The organism is Ravibacter arvi (assembly GCF_039540405.1).
Lineage (GTDB): Bacteria > Bacteroidota > Bacteroidia > Cytophagales > Spirosomataceae > Ravibacter > Ravibacter arvi.
Genome location: NZ_BAABEY010000025.1, coordinates 132339 through 153270, shown reverse-complemented (window position 1 = coordinate 153270; position 20932 = coordinate 132339). Strand labels below are relative to the sequence as shown.

The 20932-nt window shown below is 51.4% G+C and carries 18 protein-coding genes; 7 read left to right on the top strand and 11 right to left on the bottom strand.

The window, feature by feature from the left end; translation table 11 throughout:
• The first annotated feature begins 5 nt into the window (after positions 1 to 5).
• Positions 6 to 470 (top strand): regulatory protein RecX, encoded by a 465-nt coding sequence (locus ABD852_RS13945; protein ID WP_345029882.1) that lies wholly within the window; start codon positions 6 to 8, stop codon positions 468 to 470.
• Between the two features lie 56 nt (positions 471 to 526).
• On the top strand, positions 527 to 1399 hold the full coding sequence (locus ABD852_RS13940) for a ThuA domain-containing protein (RefSeq protein ID WP_345029880.1): 873 nt from the start codon (positions 527 to 529) through the stop codon (positions 1397 to 1399).
• Between the two features lie 3 nt (positions 1400 to 1402).
• Here ABD852_RS13940 and ABD852_RS13935 read toward each other — a convergent pair whose 3' ends face one another.
• The 9 genes from ABD852_RS13935 to ABD852_RS13895 form a co-directional block, all read right to left on the bottom strand.
• On the bottom strand, positions 1403 to 2494 hold the full coding sequence (locus ABD852_RS13935; RefSeq protein ID WP_345029878.1) for a hypothetical protein: 1092 nt from the start codon (positions 2492 to 2494) through the stop codon (positions 1403 to 1405).
• Positions 2491 to 5130 (bottom strand): hypothetical protein, encoded by a 2640-nt coding sequence (locus ABD852_RS13930; protein WP_345029876.1) that lies wholly within the window; start codon positions 5128 to 5130, stop codon positions 2491 to 2493. Before ABD852_RS13930 ends, ABD852_RS13935 begins: the two co-directional genes overlap by 4 nt.
• Positions 5131 to 5187: 57 nt before the next feature.
• Complete coding sequence (locus tag ABD852_RS13925; protein WP_345029875.1) at positions 5188 to 5934, bottom strand: glycosyltransferase family 2 protein; 747 nt, start codon at positions 5932 to 5934, stop codon at positions 5188 to 5190.
• An 85-nt stretch (positions 5935 to 6019) separates the two neighbouring features.
• Entirely contained in the window at positions 6020 to 7141 is a 1122-nt protein-coding gene (locus tag ABD852_RS13920; RefSeq protein ID WP_345029873.1) for an acyltransferase family protein, read from the bottom strand.
• A gap of 42 nt (positions 7142 to 7183) precedes the next feature.
• Entirely contained in the window at positions 7184 to 8893 is a 1710-nt protein-coding gene (locus ABD852_RS13915) for a glycosyltransferase family protein (RefSeq protein ID WP_345029872.1), read from the bottom strand.
• Positions 8886 to 9800, bottom strand: a complete 915-nt coding sequence (locus ABD852_RS13910; protein WP_345029871.1) for a transketolase family protein — start codon at positions 9798 to 9800, stop codon at positions 8886 to 8888. Before ABD852_RS13910 ends, ABD852_RS13915 begins: the two co-directional genes overlap by 8 nt.
• Positions 9801 to 9939: 139 nt before the next feature.
• Positions 9940 to 11775, bottom strand: coding sequence for an ABC transporter ATP-binding protein (locus tag ABD852_RS13905; RefSeq protein ID WP_345029870.1), 1836 nt, complete (start codon positions 11773 to 11775; stop codon positions 9940 to 9942).
• Between the two features lie 29 nt (positions 11776 to 11804).
• The gene (locus tag ABD852_RS13900; RefSeq protein ID WP_345029869.1) at positions 11805 to 13019 is read right to left on the bottom strand and encodes an ATP-grasp domain-containing protein; all 1215 of its coding nucleotides are present in this window, start codon (positions 13017 to 13019) and stop codon (positions 11805 to 11807) included.
• 91 nt (positions 13020 to 13110) lie between these two features.
• A complete protein-coding gene (locus ABD852_RS13895; protein WP_345029868.1) occupies positions 13111 to 14505 on the bottom strand; it encodes a leucyl aminopeptidase family protein in 1395 nt (464 codons plus the stop codon).
• Positions 14506 to 14579: 74 nt separating this feature from the next.
• On the opposite strand from ABD852_RS13895, the gene ABD852_RS13890 reads away from it, so the two are divergent.
• The 5 genes from ABD852_RS13890 to ABD852_RS13870 all read left to right on the top strand — a co-directional run bounded on the left by ABD852_RS13890 (position 14580) and on the right by ABD852_RS13870 (position 16804).
• A complete protein-coding gene (locus ABD852_RS13890) occupies positions 14580 to 14777 on the top strand; it encodes a hypothetical protein (protein WP_345029867.1) in 198 nt (65 codons plus the stop codon).
• A gap of 8 nt (positions 14778 to 14785) precedes the next feature.
• The gene (locus ABD852_RS13885) at positions 14786 to 14947 is read left to right on the top strand and encodes a hypothetical protein (protein ID WP_345029866.1); all 162 of its coding nucleotides are present in this window, start codon (positions 14786 to 14788) and stop codon (positions 14945 to 14947) included.
• Positions 14948 to 14955: 8 nt separating this feature from the next.
• On the top strand, positions 14956 to 15213 hold the full coding sequence (locus ABD852_RS13880) for a hypothetical protein (RefSeq protein WP_345029865.1): 258 nt from the start codon (positions 14956 to 14958) through the stop codon (positions 15211 to 15213).
• Positions 15214 to 15296: 83 nt separating this feature from the next.
• Positions 15297 to 15458: a hypothetical protein gene (locus ABD852_RS13875; protein WP_345029864.1), complete on the top strand. Its 162-nt coding sequence runs from the start codon at positions 15297 to 15299 to the stop codon at positions 15456 to 15458.
• 353 nt (positions 15459 to 15811) lie between these two features.
• Positions 15812 to 16804: a ribonucleotide-diphosphate reductase subunit beta gene (locus ABD852_RS13870; protein WP_345029863.1), complete on the top strand. Its 993-nt coding sequence runs from the start codon at positions 15812 to 15814 to the stop codon at positions 16802 to 16804.
• Between the two features lie 107 nt (positions 16805 to 16911).
• Here ABD852_RS13870 and ABD852_RS13865 read toward each other — a convergent pair whose 3' ends face one another.
• Positions 16912 to 17784, bottom strand: coding sequence for a PE-PGRS family protein (locus ABD852_RS13865; protein WP_345029861.1), 873 nt, complete (start codon positions 17782 to 17784; stop codon positions 16912 to 16914).
• A gap of 59 nt (positions 17785 to 17843) precedes the next feature.
• Positions 17844 to 20930, bottom strand: a complete 3087-nt coding sequence (locus ABD852_RS13860; protein WP_345029860.1) for an efflux RND transporter permease subunit — start codon at positions 20928 to 20930, stop codon at positions 17844 to 17846.
• Positions 20931 to 20932 lie beyond the last annotated feature (2 nt).

Genomic DNA, 20932 nt, shown 5'->3' with positions numbered 1-20932 from the left:
TCGCAATGGACTTAGTAATTTTCAACAAAGCTGCGGCATTCTGTGCCTACCAGGAGCGAACGCACCACGAAGTACGCGAGCGGCTTCGGAAGTGGCAGGTATGGGGTGAGGCCGCCGATGAGATCATTGCTGAACTCATTGTCCGGAACTTTCTCAGTGAAGAAAGGTTTGCCAAATCTTTTGCCGGCGGTAAGCATCGCGTCAAGCAATGGGGAAGGATTAAGATCAGGCAAGAGTTGCAACGGCGGGGAGTCGGAACCTACAGCATCAGTGAAGGAATGCGGGAGCTGGATGAAACTGCTTACCGCGAAGGTCTCCAAAAGCTCCTGGAGAAAAAAGCGGGCCAATTGAGCCGAACCGAACCGGACCGCCGCATGCTACAGATGAAATTGATGCGCTACGCAATAGGGAAAGGATATGAACCGGATCTGGTCCGGCAGTTCAGCGAAAAAATAATGGCAGATAAATGAGTAAACGCAGGGTTTTCAAAGGTTTTTTGACCAATGGAAATTTACCTGGAATTCATATGCTTATGTTAAGATTTGTTTGCTTCGTTATTCTTTTACTGCTCAGTCAGATGGTGGCGGGCCAAATGTCCGTGCTTATTATCGACGGGCAAAACAACCACAGGAACATGAACGAGGGGTCGGCATTTATGAAGAAGATACTGGAAGAAACCCGCCTTTTTCGTGTGGATATCATTACTACACCAGCCAAGGGCGGCGATATGAGTACCTTTTCACCTGATTTCGGTGGCTATGATGTTGTGTTGTCCAATTACAATGGCGAGCCGTGGTCCGAAAAGACAAATGCCGCGTTCGAAAAATTTGTAGAAGCGGGTGGAGGACTGGTAATTGTTCATGCGGCAGATAACGCCTTTCCCAAATGGGAGGCTTATAACCGGATGATCGGAATCGGGGGGTGGGAAGGCAGGGATGAGCATTCAGGACCTTATTTGTATTTTGACGAGAAGAAAGGTGAGGTGGTTCAGGACGTTACCCCCGGCAAAGGCGGAAGCCACGGTCTGCAGCACGAGTTTGTGGTAACGACGCGCACACCCGGACACCCGATTATGAAGGGGCTGCCAACTGAATGGCTGCATCAGAAAGATGAACTCTATGATCGCCTCCGTGGACCGGCCCGGGAGGTGACCGTGCTGGCCACCGCAAATGCCACGGTTGAGACCAAGGGCTCGGGCCGGCATGAGCCGGTACTCATGGCTATACCTTATGGGAGAGGGCGCGTATTTCACACGACGCTGGGGCATGAAAACTATTCGCAGCGCTGTGTCGGTTTTATAGTGACCCTTCAGCGTGGAACCGAATGGGCCGCCACCGGGAAAGTAACTCAAAAAGTGCCCACCGATTTTCCCAGCCGCGAGAAAGGGACAGTCCGATAGTTTTTAGAGCGTTTTCCTGATCAGTTGGTTCCTGGAACCGGGTGTCATGCAGCTGCGCGCCGGTACAGTGGAGGAAAGGCCGAGCAGATGCCGGTTGATTTTTTGTACCCAGACGGATCTGGCCTCGCAGGTCCAGTGCGAATCGCTTACCAGGTAGGCGGCTGCCCCAAGTTTACGGTATTCGTCCAGAACGCTGATCAGGGGGGCTTTAAGCCCGGGGTGTTGCTGTACACGCTCGATCAGGTGGTTATACGGTCCGTAATCAGGCATAACAATCGTTGACTTATTGGGAATCACCGACAGTACGAAGTGGTCAAAACCCATGGCAAGCAACTCCTCCTGTGTCTTGTTTACACCCTGTACTACCGAGTCCACGCGCGCTTCGGTAAGGTGAGAAAAACCGGAAGTGTACGGGTAGTTCAGGGTGTCGGTGTCGAGGTAGTAAACCAGGTGCTTTTTGTCATTTGAAACCGTAACGCCGCTTTCGGTGCGGTTGAAGACCCGGAAATTGAATGCCGACTTCAGTTCTTTGCACCATACGCCCAGGCGGTTGCTGGTGAGTAAAAGCCCCAGCTGGCTTTCGGTCCGGTCGGACTTGAAAAAATTATCGATTCTGGACATCCACTTTTTTTCGCTCCATTTTTCCGGGAAGTTCGCGGTGTCGGCTATAAAATAGGAGGCGGGGTTCCCGTCGAAATGCTGCCGGAGATGTCGTTCCACACTCTCGATCAGCACGACATTGGTAGCGGCCGTATCCAGCCTGACATGCTGGAAGTTGTCCCATTTAATAAAATGGTACTGATCGGCCACGAAATCGCTGCTGTCTATGCGCTGTGGCTCCAGGAAGCTATCGCCAAGCACGTACAGGTGGAGCGGCCGGGAGGATGTTTTCCTGAGCGTCAGCGGTTCCTGGCACGTTGTCAGAACTTCCTTGAATTGCGGCAGGTAGGAAAGCCGGAAAAGATCACCATAGCGATATTCGTCCTCGATAAGGCCCGACCGGTACAGGTAAGGATATACCCGGTCATAGTTGGCCAGGCCCAGCACCCAAAGCGCTGAAAAGAAGACAAGGGTAGCGATTTTTAGTGCCTTCATCCTAATTTGATAGTCCAGACCTGGATTTTACCTTCTACCTGGCTGAATACACTCAAGGTCCTTTTTGACCCGGTGAAAGTCAACCCCAGCGCTCCCTGGCAGGGCATGGGAGCATCGCCGATGCGGTTCCCGGCGAAATCAAAGATAGACACAAAACCGCCTGAAACCACAGAAATAAAACGGTTGTCGCTTCCAAAATGATGGTACCTGATGCTGAAACCGGGCTTGAGGTTGACAACTTCGAAGATCTCGCTGCCATCCTTTTGGAGGATCGCCGCCCGGCTTTTGGTCTGGCGAAGCAATAGCCAGTCCAGTGCGTTTTCATCAAACAGGGTGCTGAAGGTGCAGCCCCCTTCGGGGATCAGCAACTGCCGGCGCTCAAGGGTTTGTCCTTCGGTGCCTACTTTTACGAAGTCACCCAGGTTGCTCACGCCCTGGATGGCAAGCCCTTTCCCGTTGCTCTGGATGGCCGCGAAGGCGCCTCCGATGCCGGAAAGCATATCAAAAGGGAAGCCCGGGACAATATTGCCTTTTTCGTCCAGAACAAATACCCTGCCGTTGCGTTGGGTTACGATAAAATGGTTCTCATTCCCCCGGGCAAAAGAAACGACAGGAGAGAGAACGCCGTCAAAGCTACCTTTCACGGCGAGTTTGACCGGCGGTTGATGCACACGTTCCCAAACATACAGGTTTTGGTCACGTCCCCGGAGCATGAACCTCGCGCTGCTCTCACGGGAGTCGTTCATCCGGTCTATCGAAGTGATCTGGAAAGGCAGCGGGTCCGCCAGAAGCGTTATAATACCTTTGTCATCTTCATCCAGGACGTAGAGCGTGGTAGCGGTGCTGACGATTCGCTGCGGGCGCCCGATGTTCAGGAAGTCGGCGCGGTAAGCGCGTCCGATCATCGGCCCGTCGAGCTCGGCAAGAATCCTTGGCTTTGCTGCGGGGTCGCTTGTAATTTCTATCAGTTGGTTTTTGCTGTCGGTCAGCAAAATGGCCGGAAAGGGCTCGGAGAGTCCGGCCATGGCAGAAAAAACCGTGGGAAAAACGTCTTTCCACACCAGGTCTGATGTGAGCTCGGATCGGCTTTCAGCTTTTTTTGAGGAATTGTAGTTGATCTCAAGGCTCACCTGCGCACTTTTCCCGGACCGGTTGTAAGACAAAATTGTGGTAGCAACCTCATCAAGGCTTGATTTTAACCCTTTTCTGCCGGTAGAAAGTCCTGCCCTTACTTTGTTCATATTCGAAAAAAGCATGAGCTGTGCGGAGGTTTCGCCCTGGTAGTCCGTGCTGTCGAGATCCGGGGAATGGGTCCAGGTCGACTGGTTTTCGTAGTCGATCAGGTAATTCCGGATGGTGGCCGAATTGTTGCCGACCACCAGGTAAGGGGGGATAAAAGTGACATACGACTCCTGAAAGCCTTTGAACAGGGGGCCGAATAAGCCTTCCATCAGGTCGGGGATCAGGATGGGGTAAACTTCGTACCCCTGTATGGCAGTTTTGTGGTTAGCGCCCGGCCCGTATTTCGAAACAATTTTTTGCAGGGCAGGCCTGACCTTGTCGAAGTCGCCGAATTTGACAAGCGTTAGTTTGCTGTCGGTAAGGCCGCCGCTATTCTCGTTAATACACAAAATAACTTCCGGCCCGATTTCCTGGTAAAACGGCGTTATCTCGTCTCCTGATATTTTGTCAAGAGCACTGAGGGCGGGAAGTGTTTTCCGGTTTTTAAGCCATTTCCGGTAGTCGCTTCTGAAACCCTCCTCATCTTTTACCGCCAGCCGGATCATATGGGTGGTGTGCTGCGAAATATAGTCCGTGTTGCTGAAAGGGGTACCTTCCCGGGCTTCGGTCAGTAAATGATAGGTGTTTTCCGGGATTTTGTTTGCCGCGGAGGAGAAGCGCAATTTCTGCGCCGGCGTTCCCTTCTGTAAATGAAATCCGAGTTGGTCGGGAACGAGGTCCAGGAAAGCCGCGACGTTGGGTTGCAAGCCGGTTGGCAGCACAAACTCGCGCCATTGAGGGCCGTTGGTATAGATGCTCAGATGCGAAGCGCCTTCTGTGACCGGCTCCAGCAGTTTCAGCGCGCTGTTCCGGGCGGAATTCCCTGACTTTGCATTCCTGATGACATCTTCTATCAATTCGCCATGCTGGCTGACAATCAGGTAATCGTCTTTGAGAATGTAGGAAAAGAGAACTTCGGATTTATCGTTGGAAATATCAGTAACCGTCTGCCCCTGGAAATTATGGGAATTGACCCTGACGGACCCTGCTTTGGGGTTATCAAGCCATTTTTCTTCCAGTTTACTGTTGACAGGCAGGTAAATAACAATACCCATGCGATCTCCCGCGAGCGGGTGGAAGGCGTAGGTTATGGATTTACCTTTCAAAAAGGTATTTACCTGCTCCGGGTCCTGGTTGAACCATTTGATAATGGAAAGCGTACCTGTGGCAAGCGATACAACGGGGAGGTCCCGGTAAAGGACCGATGCCGAGTCATTTTCACCACGCAAGGCATTCTGAAGCTGATCGGACGACAGGATAATCGTTGCCGAACCAGGAATGTGCTTCCAGACTTCAGGCGGTCTCGAGCGAAACCAACGGTAGCCCAGAAAAGCCGCCAATACAGCTAGAAGCAAGAGGAATATTTGGGATTTTCTCAAGGCAGAACTAGCTTACAAATGTGTGCGAATCGGCTAAGCCTTTTTGATGGCTTTAATTTTACGGTTTAGCTCAAGTCTGAACCTGAGCAATTCGCGGAAGCTTCTGATGCAAACTTTCCAGAGGTTCCACTTCACGATCGATACGGTTCCTGAAATGCGCTCGCGGTGCGTTATGGGAATGTCAAAAAGCTCCTGGCCCGATTTCTTGGCCATTACCGCCAGGAAAATATTGGGTGCAAACGGGGCCGGGTCCGGAAGCTGATCCATCAGTTTCTGAAGGAACGAACCTTTAATGAGCCGGAAGGGAATGTTGCTGTCCAGAATGAAGGTCCCGTACACCAGCGATATGGTGCTCCGCAAAAAACGCGTAATGAACAGGCGTACTTTGGCATCATGCCTGATTTCACGGTACCCAAGGATGAATTCCGACTGGTTGCGCTTCTGCCACAGCTTGTCAAAGTCGTCAGTGACAAACTGGTCGTCGCTGTCGGTTTGGAATACATATTCCGAATCGAGCTTCAAAGCCATTTTGTAGCCGTTTACAACTGCGTTTCCGTGGCCGCCGTTTTTTTGATGTACAACAGTCAGGTGTGTGTGGTTAACTTTTATCCGGTCAAGAATCTCTCCTGTCTTGTCCTTTGAGCCGTCGTTGATGACGATCAGCGTGGTTTTCTTGTCTGGGAATTTACTTTTTAAAAAATCAGTCCAACTGCCAACCACCTGTTCAATGCAGTCCTCCTCATTATAGGCAGGCATTACAATACTCAAAAAAAACGACATGTATAGGAAAGATTAGTATAATAATGGTCGCAAAATTAAACAGAATATCCAGATTTGCCAACCCGGAATTATCCAATCCTGTGAATTAGGTCCATCTATCTTTAAGGCCGTTGATGGGTTTTTCCATCAGGTACCAGGAGAGTGATGCGACCATCACCGTAACCAGGAAAAAGAATACGGATTCGAAAACGATATTGTGTGCCACGGCCGGTACTATTTGTTCAATTTTCCGGAGCGCCCTCAGGGTAGGGTGCGTAGGCGGGCTATGGAAATGGTTATATACCAGGTTGTGGTAAGCATAAAGGCCGTAGCTGATCTTACCCAGGTAGAGTACAATGCTGTTTTCAAGGAAAAGCTTCATGGCGCCGCCGTAGCCCAGCACTCCCTTGCCAATCAGGAAAAAACAAAAGACAGCGCCTGCAAGCCGCTCCCAGACATCTGTGGCAATATTTTTGGGCTGATCAAATGTTTTGGACCAGTAGACAATCCCAGCCCAGAAGAGCAATCCCAGCAATACGCCGTAATTGCTGCCGAATAGTTTTTTATACTGCTCCGGGCGGAAAAGCAGCAGCCACGCCATAAATGCGCCCAATCCGAAAGCATCCAGGCAGGCAGGCATGGAAACATAGTTGACAATCCAGTTGTAACCGGCCAGGAAGAAATAAAGACGGAACACGATGCTTCCCGCCAACATCATTACAAAGGCCGGAACCAGCCATTTTTTGGGCAGGAAAAAGATGACCAGCGGGAAGATAATATAAAACTGCTCCTCTACCGACAATGACCAGAAGTGATCCACAACACCCATCCAGGTCTGGTGGAGGGCCATGTAAATGTTAGATCCGTAAAGTACAAACCATGAAATTTTCTCCCGCACCGGCGGCACGTCGAAAACAAAAAGTACGAGAATGCAGAGGTAGTAGACCGGGAAAATCCGGAGGCTTCTCCTGATGAAAAAACGCTTGAAATATTGGCGGAAACCGCCGGGTTCGTCCTTGAATTTCTGACGGCTGGTAATGAGTATGCGGGTGATCAGGAAGCCGCTGAGTACAAAGAAGAGGTTAACGCCCAGGGGGCCGATCGGGATTTTGTTGATGGCCGCGGTGAAATGGTCTACCAATACCAGAGCGATGGCTACAAAACGGAGCCCGTCCAGTTGTATCAGGTAATTGGTAGCGTTTTGTTTTCCGATTTGGCTTTTCACCATAAATACTCAGCTTTCTTTATTTTGTTTTTACAGGCGAAAACCTCACCAGTTGGTTTTGATCCGTACCCCCGCCGCGTACTCCGGTATCGATAGCGAATCTTTGTACATCATGATGCCGGTGCTGTCACCCTTTTGCAGGACCAGGCCGTATCCATACCTGCCGGGATCCAGCTCAAGGCCGTCAAAAGGGTGCTCCGAATGAAAACCTCTGGCAAAATACTGTTGTTTAAAAAACAATTGCTTCCGGTTCCGGTTTCGTTCTCTGAACGTCGGCACCAGGTAGTACCGGCGGGCATTTGAAAGAAGCAGGTATACCCCGCTGTCCTGGAGCCGCTGGCTTGGGTCGCTTTCGTTTTCAACCTTGATCCGGTGCTCGTCAACGATTACTTTGGTGTTCCCGGCGATGCTGTTTACCTGTGGTTGGAGGTTCCCGGTGGTTTTACCGTTGGTAAGGTTTTGGATCAACGGCAGAAAACGTTCGTAGAATAATGCCGGTTTCGCGACCAGTCCGTGCGCTTCAGTAGTATCGGCCGTAAAAGGGTTCAGTTCCTTGTTGTCATAGACCTGGTTGAAGTAGGAGGTGATCATGAACTTCCGGAGATTATAGGCGTCTACAAGGTAGTAGTGATAAGAAAACACATTGAACAACAGGCACAGTACTGCTACTCCCGAAACATAAGGATGGTAGAAGCTTCCCCTGATCGGGATGACAATGAACAGGTAGGCGTTGATCAGCAGTAAAAAGGAATAGATTTTATACCGGCTGGTAAGGAGCACTTCCAGTCCGAAGCCCGCGCGCCCCCAGACTACGATAGCCGCCGTGGCTAAGATAAACAGCATCACACCGAGACAGAATGCATCGGTTACTTTGAGGTAGTGCTCTTTGTACTGGTTGCGGAGAAGCCGGAAGGTGGTGGTAGATACGATTGAAATGCTCACCAGGAAGAGGATCACCCCGAAGACTACGCTGGTATCCTGGCGACCCTTTACGGGAAATACTTCGGCAAAAGAGCCGATAAAAGCCATGTATCCTTTAAAAAGCATCCATGCCCCCGCCCGGGATTCCGGGTTATAGTCGGGTTTAACGTAGGTGTAGAAGTAAAGAACAAAGGTGAGAAGGGTAGCGGCCAGTGTGACCGCACCTTTTTTAGGTTCGCGCGACAAAAACAGCAAGGCCGAGGCGATAGGAAGGGCCAGGAGCCCGTTGCCGCTCGAAAAAGCCGCCAGGGCGGCCGTTACTAATCCGGCGGCAAGGTACGACCACGGGCCTTTCAGGCACCAGTAAAGTGTCGCTAAAGTGAGGGTAACGACGCCGAAATTCTGGATGCTCGCCATACCCCAGTACATGTTTTCCCAGTTGGCAAGGGTCGGCCAGAGCAGGGCAACCGGTACCAGTGCAAACAGGCTCTTCCCGTTGTGCCGGAGCAGCCTCCACCAGAGGAAGATCACGCTCAGGAGCAGCAGGTTCCCGAAAAACATGAGGTGTTTATAGTCCAGCTGACCGAAATAGGCATAGTCACAAATTGCCGCGAGCCGGGTAAGGAAAATGCGGTGCTCATTGTGCTGCACACTGAGAACGCCGATCAGCTCTCCAAGGTTTTTGACCTGCAGGTAATCCAGCAGGGTGCGCTTCAAAACGTGGTCGTCCCACTTGGCAATATTGACAGCATAATAATCCCATACCCGGAGGTACACGGCTACCGGGAGCAAAATGGCAATCAATACCGATATGAATACAGCGCGCTTATGCATTCTGGCTCACAAAAGACATAATTTGTCCTGCTATGTGATCCGCATCAAGTCCCGACAGGCGTTGGTGATAGGCCTGGCTGCCGTAAAGACCGTTGGGATATCCTTCTGCCCGGAGGCTGCGGAAACGTCCCGGTGTCAGCCCGTTTTCCAGGAGCTGAACCGATAGCTGCTGCGCCAGGCCGCCGGTTGACACATGTTCTTCGGCTACCAGGACATCCGGGGTTTGGCTGACCAGGGCCCGGATGTCAGCGTTGAGTCGGAATGGAAAAGTTACCGCAGTAACCAGATTGACCGGAACATCTACTTTTTTGAGCGCTTCGAGTACATTGTTGGCGATAGGGCCGAGCGCGAAAACGGTGAGCGTTGCATTGCCGGGCTGCAGTAAGATGTTAAAATCGCCGGCTCTTCTTGCGCCGTCGGGTGTTTGCTTACCGGCGCCCAGCCGGAGGTATGCCGGACCTTTTCGTTCGGTTATTTCGGCAAGGAAAGGCGCTACTTCGTCGGCAAATGACGGTACCCAGGCCTTTACGTTCTGGAGGCTGCTCAGGCAGGCCAGGTCTTCCAGTGCATGGTGGGTGCTCCCCATAATGCCGTAGCCATAGCCGCCGCCGTTCCCCACGAGGTACACCGGAAGCTTATGGAATCCCACGTCATTCCTGAATTGCTCCAGGCATCTGTACACCACAAAAGGGGCAATGCTGTAGCAAATAACCTGGTAGCCTTTGTGTGCGAAGCCTGCCGCGACGCCGACCATGTTCTGTTCGGCTACACCGGCATTGATAAACCTTTTTCCCAGCTTCTGCTGGAGGTTCTCAAGGGCGTTGTATCCCAGGTCTCCGGTTATAAAAACAATGGAATCGTCTTGTTGAGCCAGTTTTTCAACCGCCTGGGAAAATTCCTTGCGCATAGTAGACGAGTAGTTATCAATTAAAAATACTTCAGGCAACACCGGGTGCTCCCAAAGAATGGCACAAGTTAGGACTAAAGTGCGGTTATTACCAAACCCTGCGGGCACCTGCGGCCGGGTTTGGGGTGCCCGCATTCTGTCAAAGTCCCTGCATGAGGGTTAATTTCCGGTAGAATCCATCGCTGTTTTCCAGTAACCGGGAGTGGGAGCCGCGTTCAATAATTTTACCCTGGTGTACCACAAGAATCTCGTCGGCATGCTGGATGGTGCTGAGCCGGTGGGCAATTACGAGTACGGTCCTGTTGGCCATGAGTTTCGTAAGGGCGTCCTGTACCAGCTTTTCGGATTCGGTATCCAGCGCCGAAGTAGCTTCGTCGAGGATAAGAATAGGCGGGTTTCTCAACACGGCACGGGCAATACTGATCCTCTGGCGTTGCCCGCCCGAAAGCTTTGTCCCTCTTTCTCCGATCAGCGTATGGTAACCGTTGGGCTGTTCGGTAATAAACTGGTGTGCATTGGCGATGCGCGCGGCCCGGTATACCTCTTCTTCGTTTGCGCTGGTGCCGAAGACAATGTTGTTGTAAATGGTGTCGTTGAAAAGAATGGACTCCTGGGTGACGATGCCCATCTGGTTTCTGAGTGAGCTCATCGTCAGATCCTTGAGGTTGTGATCGTCGATAAAAATCGCCCCTTCTGTAGGATCGTAAAAACGGGGGATCAGGTCCGCGATTGTGGATTTGCCTCCACCCGAAGAGCCGACCAGCGCAACTGTTTTCCCTTTTTCAAGCACGAAGTTAATCCCATGCAGTACTCTTGCACCCGGGTCGTAGTCGAAAGAAACGTTTTCTACCCTGATTTTATCATTGAAGTCCTGCAGCACCGTAGCGTTGGGCTTTTCCAGTATGGTATTCTGCGCATCCAGAAGTTCCAGTACTCTTTCGCCGGCCGCAATACCTCTTTGTGTATTGCTGAATGCGTTTGAAATTTCCTTTGCCGGGCGCATCACCTGGGAGAAAATCGCGATATAGGTGATAAATTCCTCCGCCGAGAGTAACGACTCGCCTGAAAGCACCATCCGACCGCCGAATAAAAGGATCATTGCGACAACGAAAACGCCCATGAATTCCGAAAACGGAGACGACATTTCGCGTTTGAAGGCCATCGATTTGATAGAGCGCTGGTACCCTTCATTTTCAACCCGGAATTTATTTCGTATGAATTCCTCGGCATTGAAACCTTTGACGACCCGCATACCGCCGAACACTTCGTCCATCAGGCTGATCAGCCCGCTGAGACGATTCTGTCCGTCACGGGCTTCCCTCCGCATCTGCCGCACGATAACCGCAATGAAAGCGCCGGAAATGGGGATCACCAGGAAAGCAAAAAGGGACAGGGTGACCGATATCTTGAAAAGGACATACAGGAAGCTGATGAGGGTGAAAAGTTCTTTGAAAGCCGCTGAAAACGAGTTGGCGACCGAACTTTCCACTTCCTGGACGTCGGTAATGATGCGGGAAATGATGTTCCCTTTTCGTTCCGATGAAAAAAAGCCGAGATGGAGGTCAATGGTGGTATCGAAAACGGCCTGCCGGAGCCTGCCGACCATTTTGACTTTGAATTTTTCGATTAACCGCGCCGTTATGTAGCGGAAAATGTTCGACAGCATTACCGAGGCGATAATAATGACGCATACAAATTTGAGCGCACCCCATTCGCCGTAGGTATGGAGGATGGACTGAAAATGATAGTTGAAAACCTCGATCAGGTAGTCGACGCTTGCGCGGGGCTGGGGAGGAACCGCCGATGCAGCCACGCGGGCGGTTTCCCCCTGTTTAAAAAGAACCTTTAAAAGTGGGATTAACAGGGTGAAGTTGAGGATACCGAAAATACTCGCCAGCAACGAGGTGAAAAAAAAGGGCACTACAAACTTCTTCAGTGGCCGCGCAAAGGAAAGTAAACGCCAATAAGTTTTCATGGGCCAAAGGTAGCAAACGGGGCCGGTATTTATGAAATCCTGTCGATCGAATTCGGCGCCGAAGCGTGGTAGTCGAGCCGGATGACCTCGGCATATTGATCAAGAAGTTCCAATACGCGGTTACGGTCTGCGGATTGCACAATGCAGCCGACGTGAAACGATTCGTGCATTTTCCAGACTACCTCCGGGGCGTTAAAAGGCGTCATGTCCGGCCATTCATGCCGCGACAGTGAAACGACAATCCCGGCATAATCCCGCCGGAGGGGAGGCAGTGAATAGGGGATACCCAGTGCCTCGGCAGTCTCCAGCAGGGCCCACTCTTTCCAAAGATTGAGCCCTGACGAAGCTTCCACCATATCTGCCAGGTGGGCGCCGCCTACCCGGCATGATGTTTCCAGGAAGTAATAATGGCCGTCGTCGTGCGAACGAATTACCTCGGTGTGCGAGGCGCTGTACTGCAATCCGAAGGCTTTCAGAACATCCACACTGATGGTTTCCAGCGCGTGCTGCTCGGGCGATCCGAAGGGAACGGTTGCCGAGCGGAAAATGCCGCCTCCGTGCGCAACGTCAAATGGTGGGGCCAGGTAGATGCTCGACCAGTTGAAGACCACCTTTCCGCCTACCGAAAGACAATCTACGTGATAGACATTCCCCGGTTTATATTGTTCTACCAGGTATTCGTGCCGCTTATCGCCGAGGGCGTGGATGGTGTCCCAGAGCTCACCGGCGGAGTGGCTTTTGGTAATGCCGGCGGCAGAGGCCTCACTTCGCGGTTTTACCATCCACGGGCCGGGATGTTTTTCAATGAATTCGTTGATCTGTGCATCATTGAAAAGACTGGAGAAAGCCGGGACGCGAATTCCGGATGCAGCTGCTTTTATCCGCATCGCCAGTTTGTCGCGGAAGTACGAGGCGGTAGTTCTTCCCATCCCCGGGATCCTGAACTGTTCCCTGACGAATGCGGCCTTTTCCACGTCGAAATCGTCCAGGGCCACTACACGGTCAATTTTCCGGGTTCGGAATACGTAGGCCAGGCCCCTGATCAGTTCGTCCTGGTTGTAGTTGTTATGTCCCTGTTCTTCAATATAGAAAGTCTCGTCAATGGCCTCCCGGGCCCAGGGCTTTTGCTCGAGTTTTTTTGCAGTGAGCAGGAAAACGGTGTTTCCGGCCTCTTTGCACGCCCTCAGGAAATCGTTGCCTTTGAAGTAGGTGGTGATGCATAGGAAAGTCAGCCGAGAGGACATAGTCGTTTAGGTTTAGATGGGGCGCGCCGGGTTTTTTGACTAAAATAAAGAAAAAACAACGGCAAGAAGCAAGTTGCTGACTGTAAAATGTTTAGTCCAGGTTTTCGAGAAATTGCCGGAGGAGCCTTATCCCGAAGGCGGTACCCGCTCTGCCGGGGACCAGATCGGTGTCTCCGAATGCCATACCTGCAATATCAAGATGCGCCCAGGCGGGGTGCTCATCCGTAAATACCTCAAGGAATTTGGCAGCGACAATTGCACCGGCGAGCGGCTTGCCGTGAAAGTTTTTGACATCGGCTATGTCCGACTGGATTTCATCGTTATAGTCATTCCATAGGGGAAGGCGCCAGATTCTCTCGCCGGTTGCGGCGCCTGCATTTTCGAGAGCGGCCGCCAGCGCGTCATTTTGCGTAAAAAGCCCGGCTGCGTGGTAACCGAGCGTCTGGATAACACTGCCGGTCAGTGTGGCAAGGTCAATCAGCAGGTCAGGTTTGAACTCGCGAACGGCGTAACTGAGCCCGTCCGCGAGGATAAGCCTGCCTTCGGCGTCCGTGTCAATTACCTCTATTGTTTTGCCTGAATAGGAGTCAATTACATCTCCCGGTTTGGTAGAAGCGCCGTCTACGCAATTTTCGGTTGCCGGGATAATCCCGACGACCCGGACGGGCAGGCGAAGCCTCGCTGCCAGTTCTATTGTTCCTAACACCGCCGCCGCGCCGCCCATATCGCTCTTCATAAGGTGCATATTGTTGCCGGGCTTTATTGAAATTCCTCCCGTATCGAAGGTGACGCCCTTTCCGACCAATGCTACCGTCTTGCGGGATTTCTCGGGATGGTAATCCATTACAATCATGGCGGCATCCTCTGTACTCCCCTGGTTAACGGCCAAAAGTGCCGAAAACCCGTAGTGTTGAAGTTCGGTCTGGTCGAATACCTTGACTGAATAGCCATAACTATCGCCTGATTCGAGAGCCCATTTGGCGAGGGTGCCGGGAGTCTTCTTATTGCCCGGCGCGTTCATGAGGTCCATTATCCTGAGCTGGACTTCAGCGGTTGCGGAGGCTTTTGTAATAATTTCAGAGAGTCTTTGTGTTTTCTTTTCGCCCGTGACCAGAAAAAGCCTGCCGTTCGCCCCGAACAAGGGGCTTATCGCGACCGGGTTTGTTTTGTAGAGTTGCAGGTCGTATCCCCCAGTAATGACGCCGTTAACAACCGACTCAAGTTCGGCTTCGTGCAGGCCGCTTACCTCAATTGAGATCGCTTCCGGCCACGCACTTTTCCGGCTATGAAAGAGTTTTCTCACCAGTTTTCGTAGGGCGGGGGCATCAGGCTTGCTGCCGGTGCCCAGCCAGAGCTCGCCGGTGCCTGCCCACCATATTTCTCCTGCTTTGCCGGAAAATACAGGATGCTCCGGCGGGGAGTCGGAACTGATTAGCTTTAACAACAAGGGGGCGGACTGAGCAGTTGCCGTGAGTATAATCTGCATGTTTTTTCTCTGGTTTGATAGATCGTCTGTCAATTTAAGGAAAAAGTTTTTTGCCGAAATACCTTGGAGTGGAGATGACAAATAGATGTTGTCAATGGAAGTCAATAGTAGCCGGAGGCTACCTCCCGGACGGTCATCCCGAGCGGAACGCAGTGGAGTCGAAGGATCTCCTGTTGTTAGAAGAATTCTATTTAAAGGATTGGGTACCGGGAGCGGGAGATCCCTCCACTGCGGTCGGGATGACCGTCCGGTGGGAGCGCCTTCATCCGTAATATTGTCAATGGTAGCGCATCTGCCGGAGGGTCATCCTGAGCGGAACGCAGTGGAGTCGAAGGATCTCCCTGTTGTTAGAAGAATTTTATTTAAAGGATTGGGTGCAGGGGGGGAAGATCCCTCCACTGCGGTCGGGATGACCCTCCGGTCGGAGCGCCTTCATCCGTAATATTGTCAATGGTAGCGCATCTGCCGGACGGTCATCCTGAGCGGAACGCAGTGGAGTCGAAGGATCTCCCTGTTGTTAGAAAAATTTTATTTAAAGGATTGGGTACCGGGAGCGGGAGATCCCTCCACTGCGGTCGGGATGACCGTCCGGTGGGAGCGACTTCATCTGTAGTATTGTCAATGGTAGCGCATCTACCGGACGGTCATCCTGAGCGGAACGCAGTGGAGTCGAAGGATCTCCCGTTATTAGAAGAATTCTATTTATAGGATTGGGTGAAGGGGGTGGGAGATCCCTCCACTGCGGTCGGGATGACCGTCCGGTGGGAGCGACTTCATCTGTAGTATTGTCAATGGTAGCGCATCTACCGGACGGTCATCCTGAGCGGAACGCAGTGGAGTCGAAGGATCTCCTGTTGTTAGAAGAATTCTATTTAAAGGATTGGGTACCGGGAGCGGGAGATCCCTCCACTGCGGTCGGGATGACCGTCCGGTGGGAGCGCCTTCATCTGTAGTATTGTCAATGGTAGCGCATCTACCGGACGGTCATCCTGAGCGGAACGCAGTGGAGCCGACGGATCTCCGGTTGCTATGAAAAAGTCCTCTGAAGTGATTGGGTGCAGGTAGCGGGAGATTTAACCTGCACTCTGCCGCAACCTGGAGCAGATTCAGGCAGGAAGGCAGCGGTAAAAAGAAACATATTTGTACTTTAATAGGAAGTTTAAAAGGTAAGTGCCTATTTGAAAGGTGTTTGATTTTTTGTGTTTAGGATAATGGTGTATTCTTTGGAGGTGTGATTCGTTCCGGTTTGATATTGGAGGGATTATGCCCTAGCTTTGTTTTTACAAATATCTACCGTTACAAAGTTATGTCACAACCAACTCCAGCAACCGAGCCCCTATTGGTCGAAGACCCCTTGAGATTTGTGCTTTTTCCAATTAAGCATAACGACATTTGGCAATTGTATAAGCAGCATGAGGCGTCGTTTTGGACGGCTGAAGAAATAGATCTGGGACCGGATAAGAAGGATTGGGAAGGACTGACGCCGAGCGAAAGGCATTTTATTTCGCATGTGCTTGCTTTTTTTGCGGCTTCTGACGGGATTGTCAATGAAAACCTGGCCGTGAATTTTCTGAGCGAGGTTCAATACGCGGAGGCAAAATGTTTTTACGGCTTCCAGATTGCCATGGAGAACATCCATTCGGAGACTTATTCGCTATTGATAGATACTTATATCAAGGATCCTGTTGAAAAAGATCACCTGTTGCGTGCAATCGATACGATCCCATGCGTGCAGAAGAAAGCACAATGGGCGCTGAAATGGATCGAAAGCCCGAATTTTGCCGAACGACTGATCGCTTTCGCCGCTGTTGAAGGTATTTTCTTTTCCGGTTCGTTCTGCTCCATTTTCTGGCTGAAAAAGCGCGGTCTGATGCCCGGGCTTTCCTTCTCAAACGAGTTGATATCGCGCGACGAGGGTTTGCATTGCCAGTTTGCATGCCTGTTGTACACCCAGCATATTGTCAATAAACTCCCGGAAGAACGCATTCTTGAAATCATCCTGGACGCTGTTGAAATAGAAAAAGAGTTTATTTCCGAAGCGCTTCCGGTATCGTTGATCGGCATGAACGCCGACCTGATGAAGCAATATATAGAGTACGTAGCCGATTTCTGGCTCGAACGTCTCGGGTGTCGTAAACCATTCGGTACCGCCAACCCGTTCGATTTTATGGAGCTCATCTCCCTTCCCGGTAAAACCAACTTCTTCGAAAAACGCGTTGGAGACTACCAAAAAGCAGGCGTCATGAGCAATACCAAAGAAAAAGAGTCGACGAAGATTGCCTTTGACGAGGATTTTTGAGTGGAAATCGGGAATCGGAAATCGGGAATCAGAAACCGGAAATCAGAAATCAGAAATCGACACCGTAGTAAAAGCCCGATTTCTGATTTCCGACCTCTCTCCCCCCTTCACTCCTTCCCATAATAATACAACTTCACGGGAGTTTTGCCATTTCCTTTTTCGCTGATGGTGAAGAAACCGCCGGCGTTTTTGTCAAAGCAGATGGCTTCGCCCTGGGGTTCTAGTACGTAAGCAGGCTGCAGATCGTGTTTGCGGTCCAATGCGGAGAGAATGGTTTCTCCGTTCCGGACTTTCCAGTAGAAAATACTCGCGTAGTTTTTCAGGAGAATTTCTTTCCCGTCGGCGGAGACATCACCAGCGGTCAGAAAGCCGTAGGGTATTGTTTTAACGAAAGTTGCCGTATTGTTTTCTCCCACTTTTTGCGGGTAGGCCAGCTTATAAACCCGGGCTTCAGTGAGGCTTCTTTTCGTGAAAAGATACAGGTCCCTGGTCTGCGGGTCAAGCACTACGGCTTCTACATCATATTTGCCGTCCTCGTACGTAAACGGAATGTCGTCATAATTGTCGATCCGTTCCTGGCTTTCAACGGGTTCGGGGAAACGGTAGATATGGTAGCGGTCGTATACCTGCTGGTTATCGCCTGTCTCGGCTATGTAAATGTAATTCCGGTTCTGTTCCGGCCCGGGACCCAGTGCAATATCTTCCCAGTCGCGGCTGGTGCCGCGGAAAGGTAGCTTTTTGAGGAGTTTTCCGTCGTGGCTCAGCAGATAAAGGCTGGGGTCATGGTCATTGTGCACCCAAACAGCGTTTGAAAAGTTGCGGGCATCCACAATACCCGACGCTCCTTCCAGCAGCCCCTCTGCCAGGGTATGTTCCACAGGCGTTGACCGGAAAGCGGGCAGACCGGCAGGATTGACTTTCGGGTCACAGCCGGCCAGTGACATGAGAACCAGGTACCCGAAAAAGCGATTTAATTTCATACACCGTCAATTTGTAATGCTAAAATAACGGAAAACGCGGGCGGATCGATATGATTCCGTTATCTACTTCTTTTCCGGTAGGCCCAGTAAAATACCTGCGGCAATACCGTAAGCGATAGCAACATGCAAATAATCAGTCCGCCGACGATCATGATGGCCAGCGGTTTCTGGATTTCCGATCCCATCCCGGTGGACAAAGCGGCGGGCAGCAAGCCCATTGACCCCATCAAGGCAATCATCACAATCGGACGAATCCTGCTGTATACCCCGTTGGAAATTGCTTCTGCAAGGGGCTGCTTCCGGAGGTTTTCCCGCATCACCGCGATCAGGATAATGCTGTTGATGGTATTTACACCAAAGAGTATAATGAACCCGATCCCTGCTGAAATACCGAAAATGGTGTTTGTGACCCAGAGTGAGAGAAATCCGCCGATAAATGCAAACGGGATGGTACTGGCCGCCACCAGGGTGTCTTTGAGATTGCCGAAGTTGAAATAAAGGAGAAACAGGATCAGCAGCAACACGGCCGGGACGATAACGGCAAGCTGACCCGTAGCGCGTTCCTTGCTTTCAAACTCGCCGGCCCAGACCATTTTATTGGAGGCGGGGAGGGTAATTTCTTTCTCCACCTTTGCCTTGGCCTCAGCAATCGTGCTTCCCAGGTCACGGCCTTCAATACTGAACCCGATGGCGATGTACCGGCTGCTTCCTTCCCGGTAGATGAAAGTGGGGCCGGTGAGGTAGCCGATGGTCGAGATTTCGCGGAGCGGGATCTTTTTCCCGTCTTTTGCGGGGATCAATATTTCGCCGATTTCGGCATCGTTGCTACGGTAGTCTTCCATGAAGCGGACCCGTACGTCGAAAATGCGGTCATTTTCGTAGAATTTGGTGGCGGCCCGTCCTCCGATCGCCATCTCAATAACGGCCTGGGCATGTGCAATATCGATGCCGTATCGCGCCAGCTTGTGGTCATGCAGCTGTATGCGCAGCTCCGGCAGGCCGATATTCCGGTAGACATTGAGGTCCTTGATGCCGGGCACATCGCGGATACTGGACGCCACACTGTCGGCCATCTTTTCCAGTTGAAATAAATCATCGCCGAAAATTTTGATTACCAGCGAGCTCTTTACCCCTGCAACGTACTCTTCTACGTTGTCCTGGATCGGCTGGCTGAAACCGAAAACAATACCGGGATACGATTGCAGTTTCCCACGCATTTCCTCTACCAGTTCTTCTTTGGTGAGGTGTCGTTTCCAGTCTTTTTCCGGGAATAACTGAATATGAAACTCGATGTTGAAAAAGCCGGTGGGATCCGTCCCGTCATTAGGGCGCCCCACCTGGTTGAGGACGAATTTTACTTCGTCAAATTCCCGGAGCTTGGCCTTCATTTCATTAGCCAGCCGCGTCGACTCCTTGATATTGATGCTGTTGGGAAGGGTAGCCCTTACGTACAGCGCACCCTCGTTGAGTTTGGGAATGAACTCGGTACCGTGGTTCATGAAGGCAACCGTCGTCCCGATCAGCAGTACCACAAACCCGATTAAGGTGGCCGCTTTCTTCCTGTTGCTCAGGAGGTAAAGATTAAACAGGTATTTCTTGAAAAACCTGGAGATAAAATTCTCCTTTTCCACAATGTCCCTGGTGAGTAAAAGTTTGCACATGGCCGGGACATAGGTGATGCTGAGCAGCAGTGAGCCGGCGAGCGCATAGCCCAGGGTATAAGCCAGGGGCGAGAACATTTTCCCTTCTACTTTCCGGAACGAAAAGATAGGAAGCAAAGCGACAATCAGTATAATCTGGGCAAATACGATGTATGACGCCACGCTCCCGGCGCTTTTCTTGATAATTCCGGCTTTGCTGATCTGGTTAAAACGCTCCATGCCCAGGTGGTGCGCTTTCTTTTCCATAGCCACAAAGACCGTCTCAACAATAACGAGGGTCCCCTCGAGAAGCAGGCCAAAATCAATGGCGCCCATTGAAATGAGGTTGGCCGGCAAACCCTGTATGCGGAGCATGGTAATGGCAAAAAGGAAGGACAACGGGATGACTGACGCCACGATGACGGTGGTTCTCCAGTTGAAAAGAAAGATAAATACGATAACCGACACCAATACAACTCCTTCCACAATGTTTTTGCTCACCGTGTGGACCGTAGTATTAACAAGCTCGGTACGGTCAACGAAGGGCTCGATCTTAACATCGGCCGGGAGGATGCGTTCATTCAGGTCGGCAATTTTGTCCTTTAGCGCGTGGATTACTTCCCCGGGGTTTTCGCCCCGCAGCATCATGACGATGCCTTCAACCAGGTCATTTTCATCCTGCAGGCCTACATGCCCGATACGGGGTTTGGCAGTAACATGCACTTCCGCCACATGCTTGACGAGGATGGGCGTGGTGCCTCTTACCTCGATCATGATATTCTCTATATCCGCCACGCTTTCCAGCAGTCCGACACCGCGTACCACATAGGCCTGGTTTCCTTTTTCAATCACGTCCCCGCCTACATTCAGGTTACTCTTTTCGACGGCTTCAAATACGTCTACCGGCGAAAGGTCGTAATTGGCGAGCTCGGTAGGGTTGATCTGGATTTCGTAGATTTTCTCCTCGCCGCCAAAGCTCACTACGTCCGATACGCCCGGGACTGCCAGAATTTCACGTTCAATCACCCAGTCGTGTATAGCCGTAAGTTCCGATACCGGTCGTTTGCTTTTCAGAACGTACCTGAAAATTTCGCCGGTAGCCCCGTAAGGCGGCTCTATGCTGGCATCTGCTCCGTTTGGAAGTTCGATCCCCTGCATCCGGTTGGATGCGTACTGCTGGGCATAAAAATCCTCTACGTTTTCCTCAAAAAGTACGGTGACAACCGAAAGGCCAAACAAGGAAATCGACCGTACTTCCGACTTTTTCGGGATGGTATTCATGGCCTTCATGACGGGCAAGGTCACAAACTTCTCTACTTCTTCCGCGCTCCGGCCGGGCCATTGGGTGATGATCCGCGCCCGGGTATTGGTCACGTCGGGAAAGGCTTCGATAGGTGTATGCAGGTAGCTGATCACCCCGACCACGGCGAGCAAGGCCGTTGCAAAAAAGATAATTACATGGTTTTTGAGGGAAAAAGCGACTATTCCCTGCACAAATTTTTGCATTT